General features: G+C 72.6%; 21 protein-coding genes and 1 pseudogene. 10 read left to right on the top strand and 12 right to left on the bottom strand.

Translation table 11 applies throughout. The annotated features are described in order from the left end of the window. Positions 1-28: 28 nt before the first annotated feature. Positions 29-157, bottom strand: a pseudogene (locus C1703_RS09250) (zinc-binding dehydrogenase); the annotation flags it as partial. On the opposite strand from C1703_RS09250, the gene C1703_RS09245 reads away from it, so the two are divergent. Then, a complete protein-coding gene (locus C1703_RS09245) occupies positions 123-812 on the top strand; it encodes a TetR/AcrR family transcriptional regulator (protein ID WP_114251445.1) in 690 nt (229 codons plus the stop codon). The pseudogene C1703_RS09250 and the gene C1703_RS09245 sit on opposite strands and share 35 nt — an antisense overlap. 31 nt (positions 813-843) lie before the next feature. Here the strand turns inward: C1703_RS09245 and C1703_RS09240 are convergent, their stop codons facing one another. Further along, positions 844-1,569 carry an RNA-binding S4 domain-containing protein gene (locus tag C1703_RS09240; RefSeq protein WP_343236396.1) on the bottom strand — a complete coding sequence of 242 codons (726 nt, stop codon included), beginning with the start codon at positions 1,567-1,569 and terminating at the stop codon, positions 844-846. Positions 1,570-1,696: 127 nt separating this feature from the next. On the opposite strand from C1703_RS09240, the gene C1703_RS09235 reads away from it, so the two are divergent. From C1703_RS09235 to C1703_RS09225, 3 genes are read left to right on the top strand one after another with little or no spacing between them, the layout of a single operon-like run. Continuing rightward, on the top strand, positions 1,697-2,434 hold the full coding sequence (locus C1703_RS09235) for a winged helix-turn-helix domain-containing protein (protein WP_114251444.1): 738 nt from the start codon (positions 1,697-1,699) through the stop codon (positions 2,432-2,434). Next, on the top strand, positions 2,431-3,780 hold the full coding sequence (locus C1703_RS09230; RefSeq protein WP_232840436.1) for an MFS transporter: 1,350 nt from the start codon (positions 2,431-2,433) through the stop codon (positions 3,778-3,780). The genes C1703_RS09235 and C1703_RS09230 overlap by 4 nt, the downstream gene beginning before the upstream one ends. Next, positions 3,780-4,490: a uracil-DNA glycosylase gene (locus C1703_RS09225; RefSeq protein ID WP_198678124.1), complete on the top strand. Its 711-nt coding sequence runs from the start codon at positions 3,780-3,782 to the stop codon at positions 4,488-4,490. The genes C1703_RS09230 and C1703_RS09225 overlap by 1 nt, the downstream gene beginning before the upstream one ends. On the opposite strand, the gene C1703_RS09220 is transcribed toward C1703_RS09225, so the two are convergent. After that, positions 4,487-5,149: a GntR family transcriptional regulator gene (locus C1703_RS09220; protein WP_114251441.1), complete on the bottom strand. Its 663-nt coding sequence runs from the start codon at positions 5,147-5,149 to the stop codon at positions 4,487-4,489. The genes C1703_RS09225 and C1703_RS09220 overlap by 4 nt on opposite strands. Positions 5,150-5,294: 145 nt before the next feature. Here C1703_RS09220 and C1703_RS09215 point away from each other — a divergent pair, with 145 nt between their 5' ends. Both C1703_RS09215 and C1703_RS09210 read left to right on the top strand, forming a co-directional pair. Next, complete coding sequence (locus C1703_RS09215; RefSeq protein WP_114251440.1) at positions 5,295-6,746, top strand: NCS1 family nucleobase:cation symporter-1; 1,452 nt, start codon at positions 5,295-5,297, stop codon at positions 6,744-6,746. A gap of 5 nt (positions 6,747-6,751) precedes the next feature. After that, entirely contained in the window at positions 6,752-7,480 is a 729-nt protein-coding gene (locus C1703_RS09210) for an aspartate/glutamate racemase family protein (protein WP_114251439.1), read from the top strand. On the opposite strand, the gene C1703_RS09205 is transcribed toward C1703_RS09210, so the two are convergent. Then, positions 7,475-8,080: a gamma carbonic anhydrase family protein gene (locus tag C1703_RS09205; RefSeq protein WP_114251438.1), complete on the bottom strand. Its 606-nt coding sequence runs from the start codon at positions 8,078-8,080 to the stop codon at positions 7,475-7,477. The genes C1703_RS09210 and C1703_RS09205 overlap by 6 nt on opposite strands. Positions 8,081-8,102: 22 nt before the next feature. Then, positions 8,103-8,504: a RidA family protein gene (locus C1703_RS09200; protein ID WP_114251437.1), complete on the bottom strand. Its 402-nt coding sequence runs from the start codon at positions 8,502-8,504 to the stop codon at positions 8,103-8,105. Between the two features lie 143 nt (positions 8,505-8,647). On the opposite strand from C1703_RS09200, the gene C1703_RS09195 reads away from it, so the two are divergent. Beyond that, positions 8,648-9,421, top strand: a complete 774-nt coding sequence (locus C1703_RS09195) for a nucleotidyltransferase domain-containing protein (protein WP_198678123.1) — start codon at positions 8,648-8,650, stop codon at positions 9,419-9,421. 6 nt (positions 9,422-9,427) lie between these two features. Here C1703_RS09195 and C1703_RS09190 read toward each other — a convergent pair whose 3' ends face one another. From C1703_RS09190 to C1703_RS09170, 5 genes are read right to left on the bottom strand one after another with little or no spacing between them, the layout of a single operon-like run. Continuing rightward, a complete protein-coding gene (locus tag C1703_RS09190) occupies positions 9,428-10,381 on the bottom strand; it encodes an expansin EXLX1 family cellulose-binding protein (RefSeq protein WP_114251435.1) in 954 nt (317 codons plus the stop codon). Between the two features lie 45 nt (positions 10,382-10,426). Continuing rightward, the gene (locus C1703_RS09185; RefSeq protein WP_232840435.1) at positions 10,427-11,917 is read right to left on the bottom strand and encodes a DUF6177 family protein; all 1,491 of its coding nucleotides are present in this window, start codon (positions 11,915-11,917) and stop codon (positions 10,427-10,429) included. Between the two features lie 33 nt (positions 11,918-11,950). After that, the gene (locus C1703_RS09180; RefSeq protein ID WP_232840434.1) at positions 11,951-12,427 is read right to left on the bottom strand and encodes a hypothetical protein; all 477 of its coding nucleotides are present in this window, start codon (positions 12,425-12,427) and stop codon (positions 11,951-11,953) included. Positions 12,428-12,439: 12 nt separating this feature from the next. Then, positions 12,440-14,665, bottom strand: coding sequence for a hypothetical protein (locus C1703_RS39595; protein ID WP_232840433.1), 2,226 nt, complete (start codon positions 14,663-14,665; stop codon positions 12,440-12,442). After that, a complete protein-coding gene (locus tag C1703_RS09170; RefSeq protein WP_232840432.1) occupies positions 14,662-15,072 on the bottom strand; it encodes a DUF6507 family protein in 411 nt (136 codons plus the stop codon). The genes C1703_RS39595 and C1703_RS09170 overlap by 4 nt, the downstream gene beginning before the upstream one ends. Before the next feature lie 299 nt (positions 15,073-15,371). Here C1703_RS09170 and C1703_RS09165 point away from each other — a divergent pair, with 299 nt between their 5' ends. Continuing rightward, positions 15,372-17,366, top strand: a complete 1,995-nt coding sequence (locus C1703_RS09165) for an FUSC family protein (protein ID WP_114251434.1) — start codon at positions 15,372-15,374, stop codon at positions 17,364-17,366. Here the strand turns inward: C1703_RS09165 and C1703_RS09160 are convergent. Together C1703_RS09160 and C1703_RS09155 are read right to left on the bottom strand one after the other, a co-directional pair. Next, positions 17,334-17,870 (bottom strand): class I SAM-dependent methyltransferase, encoded by a 537-nt coding sequence (locus C1703_RS09160; RefSeq protein WP_114251433.1) that lies wholly within the window; start codon positions 17,868-17,870, stop codon positions 17,334-17,336. The two genes, C1703_RS09165 and C1703_RS09160, sit on opposite strands and share 33 nt — an antisense overlap. After that, the gene (locus C1703_RS09155) at positions 17,867-18,844 is read right to left on the bottom strand and encodes an endonuclease/exonuclease/phosphatase family protein (RefSeq protein WP_114251432.1); all 978 of its coding nucleotides are present in this window, start codon (positions 18,842-18,844) and stop codon (positions 17,867-17,869) included. The genes C1703_RS09160 and C1703_RS09155 overlap by 4 nt, the downstream gene beginning before the upstream one ends. A gap of 134 nt (positions 18,845-18,978) precedes the next feature. Between C1703_RS09155 and C1703_RS09150 the strand changes: the two genes are divergently transcribed. After that, positions 18,979-20,343, top strand: coding sequence for an amidohydrolase (locus C1703_RS09150; RefSeq protein WP_114251431.1), 1,365 nt, complete (start codon positions 18,979-18,981; stop codon positions 20,341-20,343). Positions 20,344-20,464: 121 nt separating this feature from the next. Further along, positions 20,465-21,154 (top strand): DUF899 domain-containing protein, encoded by a 690-nt coding sequence (locus tag C1703_RS09145; RefSeq protein ID WP_114251430.1) that lies wholly within the window; start codon positions 20,465-20,467, stop codon positions 21,152-21,154. Positions 21,155-21,267: the final 113 nt, after the last annotated feature.

The raw sequence follows: 21,267 nt of genomic DNA, 5'->3' as shown, positions 1-21,267 counted from the left end.
TGAGGCGGCTCTGACCAGCGCGTCGCCATCAGGGCGAGTCGACCCTGACGACGTACTTGCCGCGCACCCCGCCCGCCTCCAGTGCTCGATGGGCCCCGGCCGTCTCCTCCAGTGGGAAGACCGTGTCCACCGCCGGCCGCAGCCTCCCCTCTCGGATCGCGGGTCAGGCCGGGCAGCGGGCGGACGCCCGGCGCAACCGGCGGCGCATCCTCGCGGCCGCCCGTTCGGTCTTCGCCGAGCGCGGCATCGACGCGCCCATGGCGACCGTGGCCCGGCGGGCGGGAGTCGGGGTGGCCACGCTGTACCGGCGCTTCCCGACCCGGGACGCCCTGGTGCGGGCCGCGTTCGCGCAGCAGACGGAGACCTGCGCCGGGGCACTCACCGAGACGCTGGCCGACCCCGACCCCCGGCGGGGCTTCCAGCGACTGGTCGAGACGGTGTGCGAACTGCAACGGGAAGAGCGGGGCTTCCCGGCCGCCTTCGTCGCGGCCTTTCCGGACGCCACACGCGAACACACCCGGGCACGGGAACAGGCCGAGCGGGACGTCACGACCCTGGTCAGCAGGGCTCAGGCGGCAGGCGCGCTGCGGCCCGACTTCCACCCGTCCGACCTCGCCGTGGCCCTGCTGTCCCACTGCGCCCTGGTCACCGCGCTGCCGGACGACCGCGCGGTGTCCCGGCGGCTGGTGGCGTACCTGCTCCAGTCGTTCCGCGCCGATGCGGCCCACGGTGCGCTGCCGGCACCGAGCGCGCTGTCGCTGCGCGGTCTTCCGCTCGCGGCGGACGCCTCCCCGGGCCGCGATCGGCCCTAGCCGGGGCGCCAGGGGCACTAGCCGGGGCGCGCTAGGGCCGCCGTTTGCCGGAGCCTCTGCCCAAGCCGTCGGGACCGATGCCGCCGGGGCCGTGGACAGGGCCGGGGCCGATGCCGCTGCCGGGGCCCGCCAGTCCGCGGAGGCGTTCCAGCTCGCGGCGGTCCCGCTTCGTCGGGCGGCCCGCGCCGCGGTCGCGGATGCCGGCGGGGGCGACGGCCTCGCGCGGCGGGGGCGGCGGGGAGTTGTCGATGTAGCACTGGGCGGCCACGGGAGCGCCTACCCGCTTGCGGATCAGCCGCGTCACGACGACCACCCGCTCCCGGCCCTCGTGCCGCAGGCGCACCTCGTCGCCGACGCGCACGGCGTGTGCGGGCTTCACGCGCTCGCCGTTGACGCGCACGTGCCCGCCCCGGCAGGCGGTGGCACCCAGGGAACGGGTCTTGACGAGGCGTACGGACCAGATCCAGCTGTCGACGCGGACCGTCTCGCCGCGCTGCGGCCCGGCGGCCTCGGCGGCGGCGATCGCGGCGGCGATCTTCGGATCCAAGGCGCTCGGATCCGACGCGCTCGGATCCAGGGCCTTCGCATCCGAGGCGTTCGGGTCCAGCGCCTTCGCCTCACCGGCACCCGTCTCGGAGCCGCGCTCCTCGGTCGGCGCGGTATTCGGAGGAGGCGACGCGTCAGAGGGGGAAGGCGCACCGGCCGCCGTGTCGCCGGCCGCGCCCGTCCAGTCGTACTCCGCACCTCGAGAAGCCATGTCCCCGACCTTAGTCCTCCCGGCGCCGGGGTCGGACAGGCATTTTCCGGCTGCTCTGACCGGATCTGCCAAACGAGTTTTGCAAAAATAGTTTTGCCAAGTGGCCGGCGCGGCTTACTCTCGCCGCATGGACAGCGACGAGCACCAGCGCGTACTCGACCCCGAGCGCGACACCGCCGCACTGAAGGCCCTCACCCACCCCCTGCGCATCCGGCTGCTCGGGCTGCTGCGGCAGGACGGGCCGGCCACGGCCAGCGAACTCGCCGCGCGGACGGGGGAGTCGTCGGCGTCGACCAGTTACCACCTGCGGGTGCTGGCGAAGTACGCCTTCATCGCGGAGGCCGAGCACCGGGACGGGCGGGAGCGGCGCTGGCGGGCGCTGCACACCGTGACCTCCTGGAGCAACGAGACGATGGAGTCCTCGGCGGCGGGCCGGGCCTTCGTCAGCCTGGCGCGGCGGCGGCAGATCGAGCACCTGGAGTCGGCCCTCGCCCGGCACGAGGCGGACATGGCCGCCGGGCGGTTCGGTCAGGAGTGGGTGGAGCCGTCCGGGATCAGTGACCTGTTGCCCCGGCTGACGGCCGGGTCGCTCACCGAACTCTGGGAGACGATCGACCGGAAGCTGGAGGAACTGACCGCCCGGGACGCGGACGACCCGCGCGCCGCACACGTCGTACTCCTCACCGCCGGCCTGCCCCTCGCCCCGCGCGAACGGAACGACAGCACGGGCGAACGGAACGACAGCACAGGCCAACGGGACGACAGCACGCGCGGACGGAACGACGGCACGCGCGGACGGAAAGACAGCACGGGCGCACCGAACGACGGCACTGCGGACGGCACGGCCCGCGAGGCCACCCCATGACCGACCCCATGACCGACCCCATGACCGACCGCGAGACCGAGTCGGCCGGGATCCGGACCGCTCGCCGCCGTTACGTCACCGTCTGCGCGCTCCTCTGGCTGCCGCCGGGCCTGGGCCTGGCCTCGATGGTGCTGCTGTTGGGCGAGCGCGGCATGTCCCTGGCCGCCGTCGCGGGGCTCTTCGCGGCCCACTCCCTGACCGTGGCCGCGCTGGAACTGCCCACGGGCGGGCTCTCCGACGTCCTCGGGCGCCGACCGGTCCTGGCCATGTCAGGTGTGCTCAACGCGGTCGCCTGCGTCCTGGTCGGACTCGGCACCACCGTCTGGGTGCTCACCGTCGGCATGGTGCTGATGGGCGTGGCCCGCGCCCTGGCCAGTGGTACGGCCGAGGCCTGGTACGTCGACACCGTCCATGCCTGTTCCGGCCCCGACGCCGAACTGCGCACGGGCCTGGCCCGGGGCGGCTCCGCGACCTCCGCGGCGCTCGCGGCCGGCCTCCTGCTCGGCGGCGCCCTGCCCTGGCTGCTCGGCCTGGGCCCCGACCTCGGCGCGCAATGGAGCCGGGCGACATCCGGGTCGGTGCTGCCGCTGTCCGTCCCCATGCTGCTGGGAGCCGCGGTCAGGGTGGTCTTCGTCGGCTACGTACTGGCCGCCCTGCGCGAGCCGGCGCGACCGCCCGCCACCCTGCGTTCCGTACTGCGCGGCGTCCCCGTCACGGTCCTGGGCGGGCTGCGGCTGGGAGGACGGGACGCGCTGGTCCGCCGGGTCCTGCTCACCGCCGCGGCCGTCGGCAGCGCCCTGGGCACCATCGAACTGCTCATACCGGGCCGTACCGTGGCGCTGACCGGGGCGACCGACTCCGGGGCGATGGTCTACGCCGCACTCGCCTGCGGGGGCTTCGTCTGCCTCGGCGTCGGCAGCCACCTCGCACCCCTCACCGCGCGGGTCGCGGGCGGCGGCGAGCGAGCCGTGCTGGTCTCGCTCGTGGCCGGGGCGAGCGGGCTGCTGCTGCTCGGCGTCACCGCCTCCGGCACGCACCCGGCGACCACGGTCCTCGCGGTCGCCGGCTTCGGCCTGGTCTACCTCGGTATCGGTGCGGCGGGCCCGAACGAGAACGACCTGCTGCACCGACGCGTCCCCAGCGCGGGCCGCGCCACCGCGCTGTCCGTCCAGTCCCTCGCCCAGCAACTGTTCGGCGCGCTCGTCGGCCTGCTCGTCGGGGCGCTCCGGCCGGGCCCGCTGCCCTGGCTGCTGACGAGCGTCGTGCTGCTGGCCGGGGCCCTGCTCTGGCGCGGTCGCGCCGGGGCACGGACGACCGAGTCCGCGCCTGCGCCTACGGTGGAGTGATGGACGCCAGCGGTCTTCCCCTCCTCGACCGGCGCATCGCCGACTGCCGGGCCTGCCCGCGGCTGGTCTCCTGGCGTGAGGAGGTGGCCCGGGCCAAGCGGGCCGCCTTCGCGGACTGGACGTACTGGGGCCGGCCGGTGCCCGGCTTCGGGCCGGCGGACGCCCGGCTGCTGATCGTGGGGCTGGCGCCCGCGGCCCACGGCGGCAACCGCACCGGCCGGATGTTCACCGGCGACCGCTCGGGGGACGTGCTGTACGAGGCGCTGTACGACGTCGGCCTCGCCTCCCAGCCCACCGCCGTGCACGCCCACGACGGTCTGGAGCTGTACGGCGTGCGCGTCACCTCGCCCGTGCACTGCGCCCCGCCCGCCAACAAGCCCACCCCCGAGGAGCGGGACACCTGCCGCCCCTGGCTCGTGCAGGAACTGCGGCTGCTGCGCCCGACACTGCGCGCTGTCGTGGTGCTCGGCGGCTTCGGCTGGCAGGCCGCGCTGCCCGCGTTCGCCGAGGCGGGCTGGCCCGTGCCCCGGCCCCGGCCCGCCTTCGCCCACGGGGCCCGCTACCTCCTGGACGGCCTGGAACTCTTCGGCTGCTTCCACGTCAGCCAGCGCAACACCTTCACCGGCCGGCTCACCCCTACGATGCTGCGCGACGTGCTGCGCACGGCGGCGCGGGCGGCGGGGCTCAGCCCTGCCGACGACAGGCCCTAGAGGGCCTCGTCCCCGAACAGGTGCCGCACGGTGGAGCGGTAGTTGGTGCGCACGTGCGTCAGCGCGTGCGCGCGGGCCCGCTCCGGGTCGCCCGAGGCGATCGCCTCGTACAACTCGCGGTGCTCGACCAGGAGCTGGGGCCACTCCTCGTTGCGCCGGGTCATCCAGCGCAGGCGGCCGGCGACCGGTTCCAGGGCCTCGGTCAGCAGGCTGTTGCCGGCCATCGCCACGATGCGGTCGTGCAGGCGGCTGTTGACGTCCGTGATGGTCTCGGCGTCCCCGGCCTCGGTGGCGGCCGCCGCGCGGTCGAGGAGTTCCTGGACCTCGGCCAGGTCCTCGGCGGTCGCGCGGGCCGCGGCGAGTCCGGCGGCGTAGACCTCCAGCGCCTCACGCAGCTCGAACAGTTCCTTGACGTCGGTCGGGGTGAGACGGCGTACGACCGTGCGGCGGGGGGTCTCGAAGTGGACGAAGCCCTCGGCGACGAGCGCCCGGATCGCCTCCCGGACCGGTACGCGCGAGACACCGAAACGCTCCGCCAGCTCCCGTTCGACCAGGCGGTCGCCGGGGAGCAGGCTGCCCGCGATGATCTCCTGGCGCAGTGCGGCCGTGACGCGTTCGCGTACCGCTCCGAGGGGTTCGATCTTCGTCATGGAGCCCATCCTCGCCGACGCGAGATGTCTTTTACGCGGCGTTAACAGGAGCGATATCCGTCAGAACTGTTGACGGCGAACCATGAGCGCTGTTTGGTATACCAAACACTCCCCAGAGTAGTCCTCCGTCGTCCCCGTGCTCATGGAGGCCCCCGTGTCCCTCGCCGACCGCGCCCCCGCCACCGGCGCCCCCGCGTTCGTCCCCGATCCCCGGCTCACCAACGAAGACCTCGCCCCCGCGAAGAAGCGCAACTGGAAGGTCTTCGACCTCTTCGCCATGTGGATGTCCGACGTCCACAACCTCGGCAACTACACCTTCGCCGCCGGTCTGCTGTTCCTGGGCATGAACGTCTGGCAGATCTTCACGTCCCTGCTCGTCGGGTTCGTGATCATCTACATCGGCATGAACTGGATGGGGAAGATCGGCCAGCGCCACGGCGTGCCCTTCCCGGTGGTCAGCCGGATCGCCTTCGGCATCTGGGGCGCCAACATCCCGGCGCTGATCAGGGCCGTGATCGCCATCATGTGGTACGGCATCCAGACCTACCTCGCCTCCGTCGCCGTCAACGTGATGCTGCTCGCGGCCTGGCCCGGCCTGGAGTCCTGGACGCACAACTCCTTCCTCGGCCTGGACGCGCTCGGCTGGGTCTCCTTCGTCGCGCTCTGGCTGGTGCAGGCGGCGATCATCAGCCGCGGCATGGAGTCGGTCCGCAAGTTCCAGGACTTCTGCGGCCCGGCGATCTGGCTCGTGATGATCGCGCTGGCCGTGTGGATCCTCGCCAAGGCCGGCTGGACGATCTCCCTCACCTCCACCCCGCACCCGGTCTCCGTCGGCGAGCAGTGGCGCCAGTGGTTCGGCGCGATCGGCCTGGTCCTCGCCACCTACGGCACCCTGATGCTCAACTTCTGCGACTTCTCCCGCTTCGCCCCCGACTACAAGTCGGTCCGGCGCGGCAACTTCTGGGGCCTGCCCATCAACTCCACGGCCTTCGTGATCGTGTCCGTCATCGTCACCGCGGGCGCCTTCGAGGTCTTCGGCAAGGAGATCACCGACCCGGCCTACCTGGTCGCCGAGATCGGCAACACCTGGGTGCTCGTGCTGGGCGCGCTGACCTTCGCCATCGCCACCATGGGCGTCAACATCGTCGCCAACTTCGTCTCGCCGGCGTACGACCTCGCCAACGTCTGGCCGCAGAAGATCACGTTCAAGATCGGTGGCATGATCAGCACGGTCGCGGCGCTGCTCGTCACCCCCTGGAACCTCTTCTCCAACCCGACCGTCGTCAACTACTTCCTCGGCGGACTCGGCGCCTTCCTCGGCCCGCTGTTCGGCGTGATCATGGTCGACTACTACTGGGTCAAGCGCGGCCGTGTGAACGTCGACGAACTGTTCGACGCCACGCCCGGCTCCCGCTACCACTACCGCAAGGGCTTCAACCCCAAGGCGCTGTGGGCGTTCCTGCCCGCGGCCGGTGTCGCCGCCGTGCTCGCGCTGGTGAAGACCTTCAGCGACGTCGCCCCGTACTCCTGGTTCATCGGCACGGCGCTCGCCGCCGGGCTGTACGCGGCGCTGTGCCGCCCCGAGCGCGCCACCGCGGAGGTCTGAGAGACGTGCGGATCGTCGTCACCAACTGCAACACCACGCAGGAGATGACCGAGGAGATCGTACGAGGTGCCCGGGCCGCCGCAGGCCCGGGCACCACCGTGACCGGACTGACCCCCGCCTGGGGGCCCGAGTCCGCCGAGGGCTGGCTCGACAGCTACCTGTCCGCCGCGGCCGTCCTCGACACGCTGCGGACGTATGACGGACCGCCCTACGACGCCGTGGTCATGGCCGGTTTCGGGGAGCACGGGCGGGAAGGCGTACGGGAGCTGGTCGACGTCCCGGTCGTCGACATCACCGAGGCCGCGGCGCACCTCGCCTGCCTCCTCGGCCGCCGCTACGGCGTCGTCACCACGCTGGAGCGGTCCCGCGGACAGATCGAGGACAGCCTGGAGACGGCCGGAGTCGCCCGGAACTGCGCCGCGGTCGTCGGCACGGGCCTGAACGTGCTCGACCTCGGCGACGACGAGCGCACCGAGACGGCGTTCCTGGCCGCCGCCGAACGGGCCTGCGCGGCCGGGGCGGAGGTCCTGGTGCTGGGCTGCGCCGGTATGACCGGGCTGCAGCGGGTGGTCGGCGAGAAACTGGGCCTGCCGGTCGTCGACGGGGTCGCCGCGGCGGTCAAACTGGCGGAGTCGCTGGTGGCGCTGGGGCTGACGACCAGCCGGGTGGGGAGCTACGCCGAGCCGCTGCCGAAACGGAGGGTGTGGAGGAGGCCGGACAGCAGCGGCTCATGACGGGCCGTCGAGTGTGACGTCGTCGCGGTGGGCCCCGTAGAAAGCGGACTGGCGGGCCATGACCTCCCGCATCGAGGTGCCGCGCGGGATGCCGTACACGGTCCCGGGGAAGTCCAGCGCCTCCTGGATCTGCCACAGCTCGTCGTGCTCGCCCGGGGCGAAGAGGCGGGCCCGGGGCGCCCCCGCGGCGATCCAGCCGATGGGCAGGACGGTGCCGGGCGGCAGCACGGAGTTGACGTGCAGCACGCTGTGGATCCGCAGCTCCGCGCCGGCGCCCGCGACGGCCCCCGGGAAGACGCAGGCGCCGGTCGCCACGAAGACCTCGTCCTCCAGGGTCGCCCCGTTGACATGGGCGTGCGGCCCGACGAGCACGGCGTCACCGATCACGGCGGGGTGCCGGGCCCGCCCCCGCACCAGCGCGTTCTCCATGACGACGACGTCCGAGCCGACCCGGACCTCCCCGTCCTCGGCGGTGAGCACGGCCCCGTGCAGCACACGACTGCGCTCACCGAGGACGACCGCCCCGCACAGCACGGCCGTAGGGGCGACGTACGCGGACTCGGGGACGACGGGGCGCTGCCCGCGGTGCTCGATCAACATGGAGACTCCTGCGGCCGGACGGCTAGCCGGGAACGACGGCTGTCGCCGTAATCTCCACCAGCTGCCCCGTGTACCCGAGGCACGCCACGCCGATCAGCGTCGAGGAGTGCGGCCCGGTACTGAGCCCGGACGCCTCGACGACGCTCCAGACGGCGGAGAGCACGGCCGGCTCACTGCTCACGACGTACACGTCGGTCGACACGACGTGCGCCAGGTCGCTGCCGACGGCGCCGAGTTGCTCCCGCAGGTTGGCGATCACCTGCTCGGCCTGCCGTACGGGATCTCCCGGGCCGACGAGTTCGCCGCCGGCGTCCAGCGGCACGGACCCGGCGAGGAAGGCCAGCCGCGTGCCTGCTTCGACGACGGAGGCGTGGGAGTAGGTGGGCGGCGGGAAGAGGCTGGGGACGGTGACGCGCTGGATCACGGGATCTCCGGTCTGGGGGCGACGACACAGCAACTCACCGATCATGCGAAGTCCCGGCCCCGGACGCACCTGTATTTCGTTTCACGCCGACCGGGAGATCCGCCTAACCTGCCCTGGACCCCGACTGCCGAGGAGCCCTCGCTGTGCCCACCCCGTCGGAGCGGACCTTCCTCGACACCACCGCCGACCGTCTCGCCGCCCTCCCCACCGTGCGGGCCGTCACCCTGGGCGGCTCCCGGGCCCAGGGCACCGAACGGCCCGACAGCGACTGGGACCTGGCGGTCTACTACCGGGGCGCCTTCGACCCGGACGACCTCCGCGCGGTCGGCTGGGAGGGCGAGGTGTCCGAACTCGGCGCGTGGGGCGGCGGCGTCTTCAACGGAGGCGCCTGGCTGACGATCGACGGCCGGCGCGTGGACGTCCACTACCGGGACCTCGACGTCGTCGAACACGAGTGGGCGGAGGCCGAGCAGGGCCGCTTCCGCGTCGAGCCCCTGATGTTCCACCTGGCGGGCATCCCGACGTACCTCCTCGTCGCCGAACTCGCCGTCAACAAGGTGCTGCGGGGCGCCCTGCGACGCCCCACGACCTACCCGCCGGCCCTGCGCGAGACGGCCCCGCCCCACTGGCACGGCATGGCCACGGCCACCCTGGCGTACGCGAAGGCGGGCCACGCCCCGAGGGGTTCGGTCACCCAGGTAGCGGGCGCGATCGCCCTGGCGGGGACCCAGACCGCGCACGCGGTGCTGGCGGCGCGCGGAGAGTGGGTCACCAACGAGAAGGGACTCGTGGCCCGGGCCGGTCTGGGCGAGGTGGACGCCCTCGTCGCGAGCCTGACGGCGCGGCCCGAGGCCCTCGTCCGGGCGGTCTCCGACGCGGAGGCGCTGTTGCGCGCCGCAGGATCCGGTGGCGCTTGAGGACGCTCAGTGCCGCGCGAACTGCACGCGGCTCCGCTGCACCGTGTCCGGGCTGAGGGCGATGCCCTCGACGGTGAGTTGTTCGCCGTAGATGTCGGTGAGCCTGAGGGGCCCGCCGCAGCCGGTGCCGTCGGGGGAGAGGAAGTAGTTGTATTCGGTACGGGTCAGGGCCCGCCAGCCGCTGCCGGTGGAGACCTCCAGGCGGGCCAGCGGGTTGCGATGGCCGAGTGCCTGGACGGCGCACCAGTGGCGGCTGGAGCCGGTCTTGTAGCGGATCGAGACCTTCTCGGACGTGCTCGGGCTCAGCAGGCTCCAGGTGACCGGTATCCGGCCCGCGGACAGGCCGGCGAGCTTCGCGAAGGCCTCCTTGCTGAGGTCGAGCTGCCCGGGGGCGCAGGGCAGCGGGCACTCGTTGGTGACCCGGACCGTGACGGAGGCGCCGTTCGCCGCGCGGACGAGGACGTACGCCCCGCACGCCTTGGACGTCTCGTAGTCGGTGGTGTTCATCGCCGCGACCATGAGGTCGGGGCTCGGGCCGTACAGACAGGCGCCGTCACCGTCCGCGGCGTCGTAGTGGGTGGCGACGCCCTTGTAGGTGGTGCCGGGCTTGATCCGGCCCGCCAGAGGGGCCGAGTCGGACACCGCCCGCGGCGCGGGCCGCGGGCTGGCGGCGGGCGAGGGCCGGGCCGGTGGGCGGGTCGTGGTGCGCGCCGGGCCCGGGGTCTTCGCGGACGGCTTCGGCTTGGGACTGCCCGTCGCCCTCGGGGCCGTGGGCGTGGGCGTGGCGCTCGCCGGTGAGCTGGTGGAGGGCTCGGCCGCGGCCCGCACGGTGTCCGGCTCGGCGCCGGGGCGCAGTGCCACCACCAGGGCCACGAGGAGTGCGACGGCCGACAGTGCGATCAAGGGGACGAGGACCGAACGCCGTCTGTGAGGCGGACGCCGATGGGAACGGGAGGCCACGGATGAGTCCTTACCTGGTTCAGGAGAACACGCGCTTGCGCCTCATCAGTGGCCACCGCTCCCGGAAAGGTTGCCGGGACCCCGGCTCGATCCGGCGCTCGGGCCTGTTTCCAGGAGCTCTTTGAGCTGTTTGAGGTGATGCCAGGCGGCCGGGGCGGTGCCGTCGCCGGCACCGAGGGTGTAGTGCATGGCGGGCCGGGCGGCTCGGCCGAGGAGGGCTGGGCGCGTTCCCGGTATGGACCGGGCGTGAGTGGGGCCGATGGTGGTCACGGCATCGGGGCCCAGGGTGAAGGAGAACGGGACCGGCAGCGGCTCGTGGTGGGACGGGGTGGTCAGGTCGGCGCGGGCGGTGCGCAGGTGGGTGAGCATGGAGGCCAGGTGGTGCCGCGTCGCGAGTGTCTCGGCCAGCTCGGGCAGTGAGGCCACGGGTGGGTGCTGGCCGGCTCCGTAGCCGATGGTGAGGGTGATGTGCTCCTCGACTCCGGAGCTGGTGTGGGTGACACGGACGGTCGCGATCGCCGGGCGGTCGGGGGTGCCGACGGCGATCAGCCAGGTGGGCGCCGACTTCTGGGCTCGGGTGCGGGCCAGCTCGGTCAACTGACGGGGTGACCAGGGCACGTTGACGGGTTCGGCGGTCGACCAGCCGGTCGGCGGGGCTCCGGTGAGGGTCTGCCAGCAGGCTTCGAGCGCATCGCCGAGCAGGAGCTGTTCGGTGGCCGGGTGGGTGGTGTGGAGGGTCAGGACCAATTGCTGCTCGCCGCGCGTGCCGGTGGCAGGGGGAGAGGTGAAGGCGCCCGCGAGCGGGAAACCGCCGGCCTCCGCCGGGGCCGGGGCAAAGCGGCCCTCGTGCCAGTGGAGTACGGCGCCGGTCAGCCCGTCGTAGTAGCCGCTCGCGGAATCCCGGACGACCCAGCGGGCGGGCAGGCCGGTGAGCAGAGTGCGCGTGGGCAGCGTCAGGCGAGTACAGGGAGGCGTGACGACCTGTAGTTCGAGGTCCGACGCGACGGCGCTGCGCAGGAGGTCGCTGAACCAAGTGGTCGCGGCGATGACCGGGCGGTCCTGGAAGACCACGGCTGCCCTGTCGGTGAGCACGTCGACGGCGAGAGGGACATCGTCGCCTGCCGGGTGTGCGGCACCACCTTCCTCACATTCCGCGGAGGAGACAGGCACAACGCCGGTACGGCCGGCTTGGGCAGGCCACGTGGTGCCGCCCAACACGGCGGTCAGACGTCCCGCCACCGATGCGGCCAGCCGTTGAGCCTCCGGCGCGGCAGTCGTGGCCCGCACTTCGGTCCACCACATCGGCGTCTCCTCCGGCACGCTCCCGGCGAACAAACGGCTGACCTCGCCCGGGACCTGGACGAAGAGCGGCACCTCCACGCTCACCAGGGGGCGTCCGTCCGGCGCATGGAGCCGGACCGCGGCACCCTCGGAAACACGGTCCACCCGCAGATCGGGGCCGCCCGCGTACAACGCCGCGAGCAGCGTGCGGGTGTCCGGCATCCTGGGCGTGAGGGCGATGATGTCTTGGGTCACTGAGTCTTTCTGCCTGGGCAGCCGTAATGCGCTTCAGCGCTGTTCGTCGACTTCGTTCGTCAGGCGCAGTGTGAGTTCCGCACTGGCAAGCATCCGCGTGACCTCGATCGGCAGACTCTTGAATTCGGCTTGAACGGCGTCGACGGGATCGATTCTGCGGGTCTGGCCATCGAGACCTTCCGCCTCGATAACGTAGCGGTAACCGCGAGGAGTGGTCGAGTCATCCACCACGATCCAGCGGGCGCCGTGCCTTTGGACCAGGACGTCCGCAACATAGGCCATCAGGTCGCTCTGCAACGTAATCCAGTCCGATTGTTCGAACTGGGTGAGTGGGAGGCGTGATACGTAGTTCTGCAGAGCGGGAATCAGGGTCAGCGGATCACGGGTGTACACCTCTGGGGGCACGCCCAGCATGTCGGCGACATCGATGACCGTCCGACGGCCCTCGTGAATCCAACGCTCCAGATCTGGTTCGGGAGCTCCCGGCCTTGCCATCTTCACACCTTCCACTCTCGGATGCATCTACTTGGGGGGTGGACCGTATTCTACAAATATGATACGGGCCTGGATGAGGTAGTTTCGCAGAGCCTGGGACGGAGGTGCATGCATGAATACCCATCGGGGATCATAGCCGGGATCCATTCTTCGGAGTGTCAGGTCTTTGTTGATCTGCTCCATTATCTCCTTTTTCAGCGGCACCTCCCCCTTCACGATTTTGTTGCTTCCGTCTGCCAGCTTGACTGTTCGGTATTCCAGGTAGTGCTTTATTTCCACGGCCAGTGTCCGGCCGTCCGGCAGATCGACCGGGACGTCGACCTTGCGGCCACGCGGGGCCTCCACCGGATAGTAAGGATGGTCGTGAGTGGGAACCGGGTAGTGCCGCTCGGGGCCGCCGCCGAACATTTCCCGGCCTATTTCTTCAGCGGTGGTATGGCGATGGCGCCCGCTGCGCAGGGCGCGTAGCTCTCGCAGGGACAGTTCCGCCTGGCCCGGCGGCAGGGCAGGACGTGTGAAATCGGGCTCGCGATCCCCCACATCGGGACCTTTGGGCTCGTCGTGTGCCCCGGCTTCGTCAGGAGCAGCCGACTCCCCGTGCTCCTCGTGCCGCTGTGCGTCCGAGTGGTCAGGTCCGTCTTCATGGGCGGGCGTGTGATGGCCGTCGGAGGCGGAGTCCCGTGCGCCGTCAGCCCCGCCCGGGTCAACACCGTCTCGGCCGTGAACATCTCCGGCGTTCGGACCATGGGGCAGACCGCCCGACGATGATGTCCCGGAGGTCGTGGTGTGCGCTGGGGCGGTGCCACTCCTCCGGGGGGCTTCGCTTCCCCCGGGCGTTCCACTCCCGCCTCCGGCCGGGCTCTCGTGGCCGGCTCCTGGCGTGAGACTCCCGCCTGTGTGGGCAGTGGCTTCCGGGGCACGAGCGCCCACACCGACCAGCGCACGGTCCCTGGGGCTCTCGGCCGGAGGAGTGCGCTCGGTGGCCGGTGCCTCGGGCTGGGCAGGGGTGTTGTCGACAACACCGTTCTTACCGGGTATGAACTCCCCGTCGGCGATGCGCAGTTCGGACCCGTCAGAGAGCCGGAGCACGCTGTGGCTGCTGTCCGCGGCGGCGGCCGCCTCGGTGGCGGCGCGGACTCCGGCGGTCAGGTCCGCGACACGGGGCAGCGCGCGGGCCGCGGCCCCGGCCGTCCTGGCGGCGGCTCCGACGGGGTCGAGGACCTCACCCACCTTGGCCAGGGTGCCGGCCACGCGGGCCCCGGCTCCGGCCCTGCCCGCGGCGGACGCGCCCTTGGCCGCGGCGCCCAGCGGGCCGGCCCCGAGGGTGAGGCCGTTGAACAGCACGGTGCCGAACGCCTTGCCCGGGTTGGTCTGCCAGTCGTCCCAGCCGACCAGCCCCTTGGCGAACTCCTTCGCGAACGGCCGGCTCTCCCGCGCGAACGGCATGTTCCACGGCCCGGTGCCCTCGCGGTCGCCGTGCGGGTCGAGCAGGTACGACTCCATCCCGACGATCGCCCGGACCAGCCCCTCACGCGTGGCGTCGCCCTCCTCCCCGGGGCTGAACAGGTCGATGAGGCCCTCGACCGAGCCCGCGGCGTTGTCCCACAGGCTGACTCCCACCTCCTGCAGGTGGTAGTCGATGCCGAACGGCAGCGCCTCGTGGTGGGCCGGGGTGCCCCAGGGCAGCCTGTCCGCCTCGCCGAGTTGCTCGGCGCTGAAACCGTAGGGGTTGTCCTGCTTGGGGCTGCCGTCGTTGATGTGCCACTGGGTGCCGCCGACCAGTGCGGTGATCTTGTCGGCGCAGGCGACCTCGGCCTGCTGGAAGGCCGCGACCGCCGCGTTCACGCCCTCCCAGATCTCCTGGTGCTCGTCCACCTTGTCCTGGTCCTGCTGCCAGTTGCGCACCAGTCCGTCATCACCCTTGACGGACTCGACGAACACGAGGGCCTGGCCGCGCAGGGTCTCCAGCCGCTTGACGATCTCGGCGACTTCGACGACATGCGTGGTGAGAGCCGCGGCGACCGTCTCCAGATCGTCCGCGAACGAGGACGATCTCGACTCGACCGGCTGCGTGGTGGCGAGAAGCTGCTCGGCCTCGGGCGCCGTGTAGGACGGTGCCAGGCGCTGGAAGCGGGTATGGACCTCGCCGCCGCCGTCCCGGATCGCCTTCGCCGCCCTGCGCAGTGAGGCGATGTGCTGCTGCAGTGCGACCAGGTCACCGGTGAACGTCGGTATGTCGTCCGGGCTGATCAACCCTTGTCACCCGCCTGCTTGCGGGCGGCCTCCAGGAAGGCGGTCACGTCCGGTGCCAGGGCGGCCTGGCGCTGTGCGTTCCACGCCTGCTCCAGATCGCCCGCCACGTAGGCGTTGGTCGCCTCGATCGCGCCGTTCGCGGAGTTGCTCGCGCGCAGCGGCAGGAACGCCACATCCCGTTCGGTGCCGGCGACGAACTCCGCCAGCGCCACCGCGACGAGACCGGCGGCCCGGCCGCCACCGGATGCCGCGCCCCCGTCACCGAACGACAGCGTGCCCACCGACTCCATCGCCCCCTGCACGGACCGTCCGTACAGCGTGATGCCCTCGTTCATGGCATCGGCCGCCTCCCGCACCGTGGAGACCACCGACCCCACACCGGCAGGCGAGATGTCCCACCCCGTCACACCAACCCCCGTGAATCCCCCGGCGAATCATTCCCTCAGTCGTCCCTCAGCATCACACAAGCCACTGACACCGAGATCTTCATCTGTATCAGCCGCCTGGTGCGGAACAGCGCGGATCCGGCCACACGCGGGCCACTACAGTGCTCGGAGTTGCGTTCATAAAGAACCCTGTTCTCACGGCCTCCGTCACGTTCCGGAAACCTTTCCTCCAGGAACCCCGCCTACCGTGGGCACCAACCCCGCCCGGCCACCGTCGCCCGAAGGCCCACCCCTGCCTCCGACGAGACGACAGGAGCCCCGTGTTCCGCCTCCCCGCCGCTCTGCACCTTCCGCCCTGGCTCGCGCACGCCCTGCGTGCCCAGCGGGGGCCGGTTCCCTGGAGCGCGGTGACACGGGGGGCCCTGTCCGCCGGGCCGTTGCTGCTCGTGGCCGTGCGGACCGGGTACACCTCCCTCGGTGTCGTCGCCGCCATCGCCGCCATGCTCGCCGGGATCAACGACCGGCCGGGGAGCCGGCGGGCCTCCGTCAAGCGGATCGGGGTGCCCGCGCTGGGCGGTGCCCTGGGGATGGCGATCGGGACGTACGCCGGGCAGGGGACCGGGGCGGTCGTACTGACCGTGATCCTCACGCTCGTCGGCCTGGTCGCCGGAGGCATCAGCGCCATCGGGCCGGTCGCGTCCGCCGTCGGGACGCAGGTGCTCGTCGGTTCGGCGGTCGGGGCCGGGATGCCCCTGCCCGAGCCGGGATGGGCCCGTGCGCTCGCCTTCCTCGCCGGAGCCGGGTGGCTGGTCGTGCTGCGGCTCGTCCTGCCCACGCCCGGCTCCCTCGCGGGGGACTTCCGGTTCGACGGGGAGCGGCAGGCCGTCGCCGGCGTGTACGACGCCGTCGCCGAGCTTCTCGACGCCGTCGGCGGGCCCGACGCCATCCGCCGCCGGGCCGCGCTCACCGCCGCCCTCGACCACGCGCAGGACGCCCTCGCCGGACCCCGGCTGCGGCGGTACGCCTCCTCCTCCGCCGAGCGGCGGCTGCACGCGCAGTACGCGGCAGCGCTTCCCCTCGCCGAGGCCGCCACCGCCCTCGCCTGGGCCGGAGAGGCCGTCTCCGAGCGGGCCTCCGAAGGACCCCGGCGGCTCGCCGCCGCCGTCCGCGGCAACACCCACACCGGGCCGCTGCCCGCGCCCTCCCGCTCGGCACCCGCGCTGCGCGCCCTCGACGACGCCCTGCTGCACGCCGCCGAGGTGTTCGACCAGGGCCGGGGCGGAGACCTGCACACCCGGCCCCGTACCGCCCGGGACCGGCTGCGCGCCGCCTTCGGCAGCGCCGGACGCGAGTACGGGCTGCGCGTCGCCCTCTGCTTCGGGGCCAGCGCGGCGGTCGCCCAGGCCCTGCACCAGACCCGGTGGTACGGGCAGCACGAGCACTGGTACTGGCTGCCCGCCACCGCCGTCTTCCTCGTCAAGCCAGACCTGGGGCCGCTGGCCTCCCGCGTGCTCAACCGGGCCGCCGGCACCGTACTCGGCGCACTCCTCTTCGCCGGGTTCGCCGCCGTCCTGCCCCGGCCGGAGGGGCTCATCGCGCTCGTCGCCCTCAGCGGTGCGCTCATCCCCGTCGCCACCCGGCACTTCGCCGCCCAGACCGCCGTCGTCACCGTCCTCGTCCTCGCCCTCGTCATGGTCGGCGGCGAGCCGCAGGCGTCCGCGGGCCGGATCGGCGAGACGCTGCTGGCCTGCGCGATCGTGCTGATCGTCGGGCACCTGCCCATGCCGGGACAGCGGGGCGGCGGGGTGCGCGCCCGGCTCGCGGCGGCGAACGAGGCAGCGCACGCCTACCTCACCCACGTCCTCGACGAGGCCGACGCCCCACGCATCGGATCCTCCGGCGCCCCCGACACCCGCCGCATCGGGACCTCCGGCCCCTCCGACGCCCCGCGCCTCGGAACCACCGACACCCAAGACGCCCGCCGCATAGGAACCCCCGGCACCCCCTCCGACCACCGCGCCACCCGCTGGACCCTGCGCCGCGAGGCCTACCGCACCCTCGCCGAGGCCCGTACGACCATCTCCCTCGCCGCGCACGAACTGCCCGCCCTCGCCCGGCACACCGAGGGCGCGGACGAGGTGGCCGCCCTCCTCGAACGCCTCGTCGACACGATCACGGCCTGCGCCGTGCACCTCGACGACACGGGACAGATCGGCCCGCGCCACCGGGAACGCCTCGCCGCCGTGCTCGACGAACTCACCGGACCCGTGGAGCGGGTGGGCCTACGACTGCCCCGGACGCCCCTCGCCGGGTAGCAGGCCCAGCACCGCCACCAGTCCGTCGTCCCGCACCGTCCTCGTCGCGAACCCGGCGGCAGCGACCGCCCGCTCCACCTTCCCGGCGATCTCCCCGGCCCGCCTCCCGTCCGGCGGTTCCCAGCACAGGCAGAGCGTCCCCGCCGGTGCGAGCCAGCGGCGCAGTGCCGTCAGTTCCGCGTCCGCCGGGCGCGTCCAGAACAGGTTCACGTTCACCGCCAGGACCTTGTCGAAGGATCCGGTGGCGAAGTCCGTCTCCTCCAGGGGCTGGACGTGGAAGGCGGCCTGCCCGGCCGCGAGCGCCTCGCGGTTGCGGCGCCGTGCCGCCGCCACCGCCGTGGCGGAGCGGTCGACGGCGGTGACGGTGCCCGTGGTGAGGCGGTCGCAGAGCAGCCCGACCGCCATACCGCGCCCGCAGCCGATCTCCAGCACGCGGTCGTCGGGGGCGGGGTCGAGGACCCGCACCGCCCAGCTCAGCCGCTCCGGGACGTCGCTGGCCCTCATCCGCCGACCCGCACCCACACCGGCGCGTGGTCCGACCCGGGCGCGCCCCGCCGCTCCGCCGGGTCGGGACCGACCGACGGCAGGGTGGGCGGGCCCTCGCCGGGCAGGCCCGTGCCCGCCGCCGTCACCCGCCGCACCAGCCGGTGGCTCAGCAGTATGTGGTCGATCAGCTCGCGCCGCCCGGAGCTGACGCGGGACCAGCGCTGTCCGGCGGGGATGAGCGGGGCCACGTCCCACAGCCGCGTCGCGTCGCCCCGGTCGGCCCTGTCGTACCCCGGTGTGCCGAGCTCCGAGCCGGGCGGGCCGAGCAGGATCTGGGTCGTCGCCGCCTGCGTCTCGTCGTTCAGGTCGCCCAGGACCGCCACGTCCCGGGCCCGCCCGTCGCCCTCCAGCAACTCGTCCGCGAGGGCGCGCAGGGCCGTCGCCTCCGCGGCCCGCCGGTACAGGGCGTAGGCGCCGTAACGGGCCCGCTCGCCCTCGTCGCGCGGCTGGAACCGGCCGTCCGGGTACGACAGCAGCTTCGACTTGAGGTGACAGACGGCCACCCGCAGCGGCCCGTCCGGCGAAGACCCGTCCCCCAGCGCCCCGTCCTCGACCTCCACGGCCAGCAGGCCCCGCCCCGCCTGCCCCACAGCCAGCCCCGAGTCGTCCGCCTGCACGGGACGCAGCCCCGCCGGGAACGCCGCCGTGTCCGCCACCACCGTCAAGGGCGCGCGGCTCAGGAACCCGACCCGTATGCCCCGGCTGTCCGCGTGCTCGGACAGGGCGACGTGCCAGTCGTCGTCGAGCATCCCGGCCAGGTCCTTCAGGGCCTCCGGGTCGCCGACCTCCTGCACGCCCAGCAGCGCCGGGTCGAGTTCCGTGATCACGGCGGCCAGCGCGGCGAGCTTCGCCCCGTACGCGGCCTCGTCCTGCGGGCCGTACGGGCCGCCGGGCCGGTAGAGGTTCTCCAGGTTCCAGGTGCCGAGCAGCATGCCGGGCTCCTTTCCGAAGCCGACAGGCGGGGTGGTCAGGCCAGCGTGCCCGCCCGGCCGGCCCCGCGACAGAGCCGCGACGGGATGTGCGGTTCGGCTCATGCCGCCCTACGACGTCGTCGTACGTTGGCGTGATGACGCCTTCTGCCGCGGACAGTCCCGCCGAGCTCATCATCAGCGCATGTACCGTCCTCGTGCACGACGATCAAGAGCGGGTCGGGTTCGCGGAGGACGCCGCGATCGTCGTACGGAACGGGGTCGTCGAGGCGGTCACGACCACCGCCGAGGCCGCCGGTCTGCCCGCCGCCGAGCGGATCGACGCCCGGGGCCAGGTCGCCCTGCCCGGCCTGATCAACTGTCACACGCACGCGCCGATGGTCGCGCTGCGCGGCCTCGCCGAGGACCTGCCCACCGAGGAGTGGTTCAACGACGTCGTCTGGCCCGTCGAGTCCAACCTCACGGCCGAGCACGTCGAGTTGGGGGCGCGGCTCGCCTGCGCCGAGATGATCCGCGGCGGCGTCACCTGCTTCGCCGACCACTACTTCGCGATGGACAGGGTGGCGCGGGTGGTCGCGGAGTGCGGCATGCGGGCGCTGCTCGGGGAGGCCTTCTTCTCCTCGCAGGGGCCCGAAGGCCGGGAGCGGTCACTGGAGTTCGCGCTGCGCCACCGCGGCACGGCCGACGGCCGCATCACCACCGCCCTCGCACCCCACGCCCCCTACACGGTCGACGACGACGACCTCACCGCCACCGCCGAGCTCGCCCGTACGTACGGCCTGCCCGTGCACCTCCACGCCGCCGAGAACCGGGACCAGACCGACACCAGCCTCACCCGCCACGCCGTCACCCCGATCGAGGTCCTGGACCGTACGACGATCCTCCACACGGACCTGCTCCTCGCCCACGGCACCGGCATCACCGACCGCGACCTGCCCCTGATGGAGCAGGCGGACCGTCGTACGGCCGTCGCCACCGCGCCCCGCGGCTACCTCAAGTTCGCCTGGCCCGACACCACACCCGTGCGCGCCCTGCGCGCCATCGGCGTGGACGTCGGACTCGCCACCGACGGGGCCGCCTCCAACAACTCCCTCGACGTGTGGGAGGCGATGGCCCTCACCTCGCTGGTCCAGAAGTCGGCCGAGGGCGACCCGCGGTGGCTGACCTCCCGCGAGGCCCTGCACCACGCCACCCTGCAGAGCGCCCGGGCCGTGGGACTGGGGGACGACGTCGGCAGCATCGCGCCGGGCCGCCGGGCGGACATCGTCCTGGTCGACCTCAGCGGCCCGCACACCCAGCCCGTCCACGACCTCGCCGCCACCCTCGTGCACAGCGCCCGCTCCGCCGACGTCCGCACCACGATCGTCGACGGACGGATCCTGATGCGCGACCGGGAACTGCTGACCATCGACGTGCCGGCGGTGGTGCGGGAACTCCAGGAGCGCCTGCCCGCGCTCGTCGACCGCGGCCACGGCCGGCGCATCCAGGAGTACGACACCTGACCTTCCGGAGACCGGTCGCTCGGCACGGCGCCGAGTCCCGGAAAAACTTCTTCGGCAGCGATGAGTTCCGCCCCTCCCGCCGGTCACCACCCGGGACGGACCGTTGTCACAGGAGGGGCCCATGTCGCTTCCGGAGATCGTCTCGCGCGAGCAGTGGCGCGCGGCGCGCGCGGACCTGCTGGTCAAGGAGAAGGCCCTCACCCGCGCGCGGGACGCGCTCAACGCCGAGCGGCGCGGACTGCCCATGGTGGAGGTCGAGGAGGAGTACGTCTTCGAGGGCGGGGACGGCAAGGCCACCCTGCTCGACCTGTTCGAGGGCCGGCAGCAGCTGGTCGTCTACCACTTCATGTTCGCGCCGGAGTGGGACGCCGGCTGCCCCAGCTGCTCCGGATTCCTTGACCAAATCGGGCATCTCGCCCATCTCGCGGCCCGTGGTACGTCGTTCGCGGCCGTGTCCCGGGCCCCGTACCCGAAGATCCTGCCGTTCAAGGCCCGGATGGGCTGGGCGGTGCCCTGGTACTCCTCGCACGGCGGCGACTTCAACCGCGACTTCGAGGTGACGCTCGAACGCGACGGCGAACTCGTCGAGCGCCCCGGCCTCAGCTGCTTCCTGCGGGACCGCGACCGGGTCTTCCACACGTACTCGACGTACGAGCGCGGCCTCGACGGCCTCGGGTCGACCACCAGCCTGCTCGACCTCACCGCACTGGGCCGCCAGGAAGAGTGGGAGGAGCCCAAGGGGCGCGCTTCGGCTCTTGGGGCGCCTGCGGGAAGTGAGCGCGTCCGTTATCACGACGAGTACGACGACTGACACGCAAAGTGAGGAAATAAGCCAAGCGGCTGAGACTTTGCTCACACTTGACGGTGAACGCGTGTCAACTACGTCTCAGAACCGTCACTTCGCGAGCCGTTCACCCCATGGTT

Origin of the sequence: Streptomyces sp. Go-475, assembly GCF_003330845.1 — a bacterium.
GTDB lineage: Bacteria > Actinomycetota > Actinomycetes > Streptomycetales > Streptomycetaceae > Streptomyces.
This window is presented reverse-complemented; position numbering and strand designations above follow the sequence as displayed.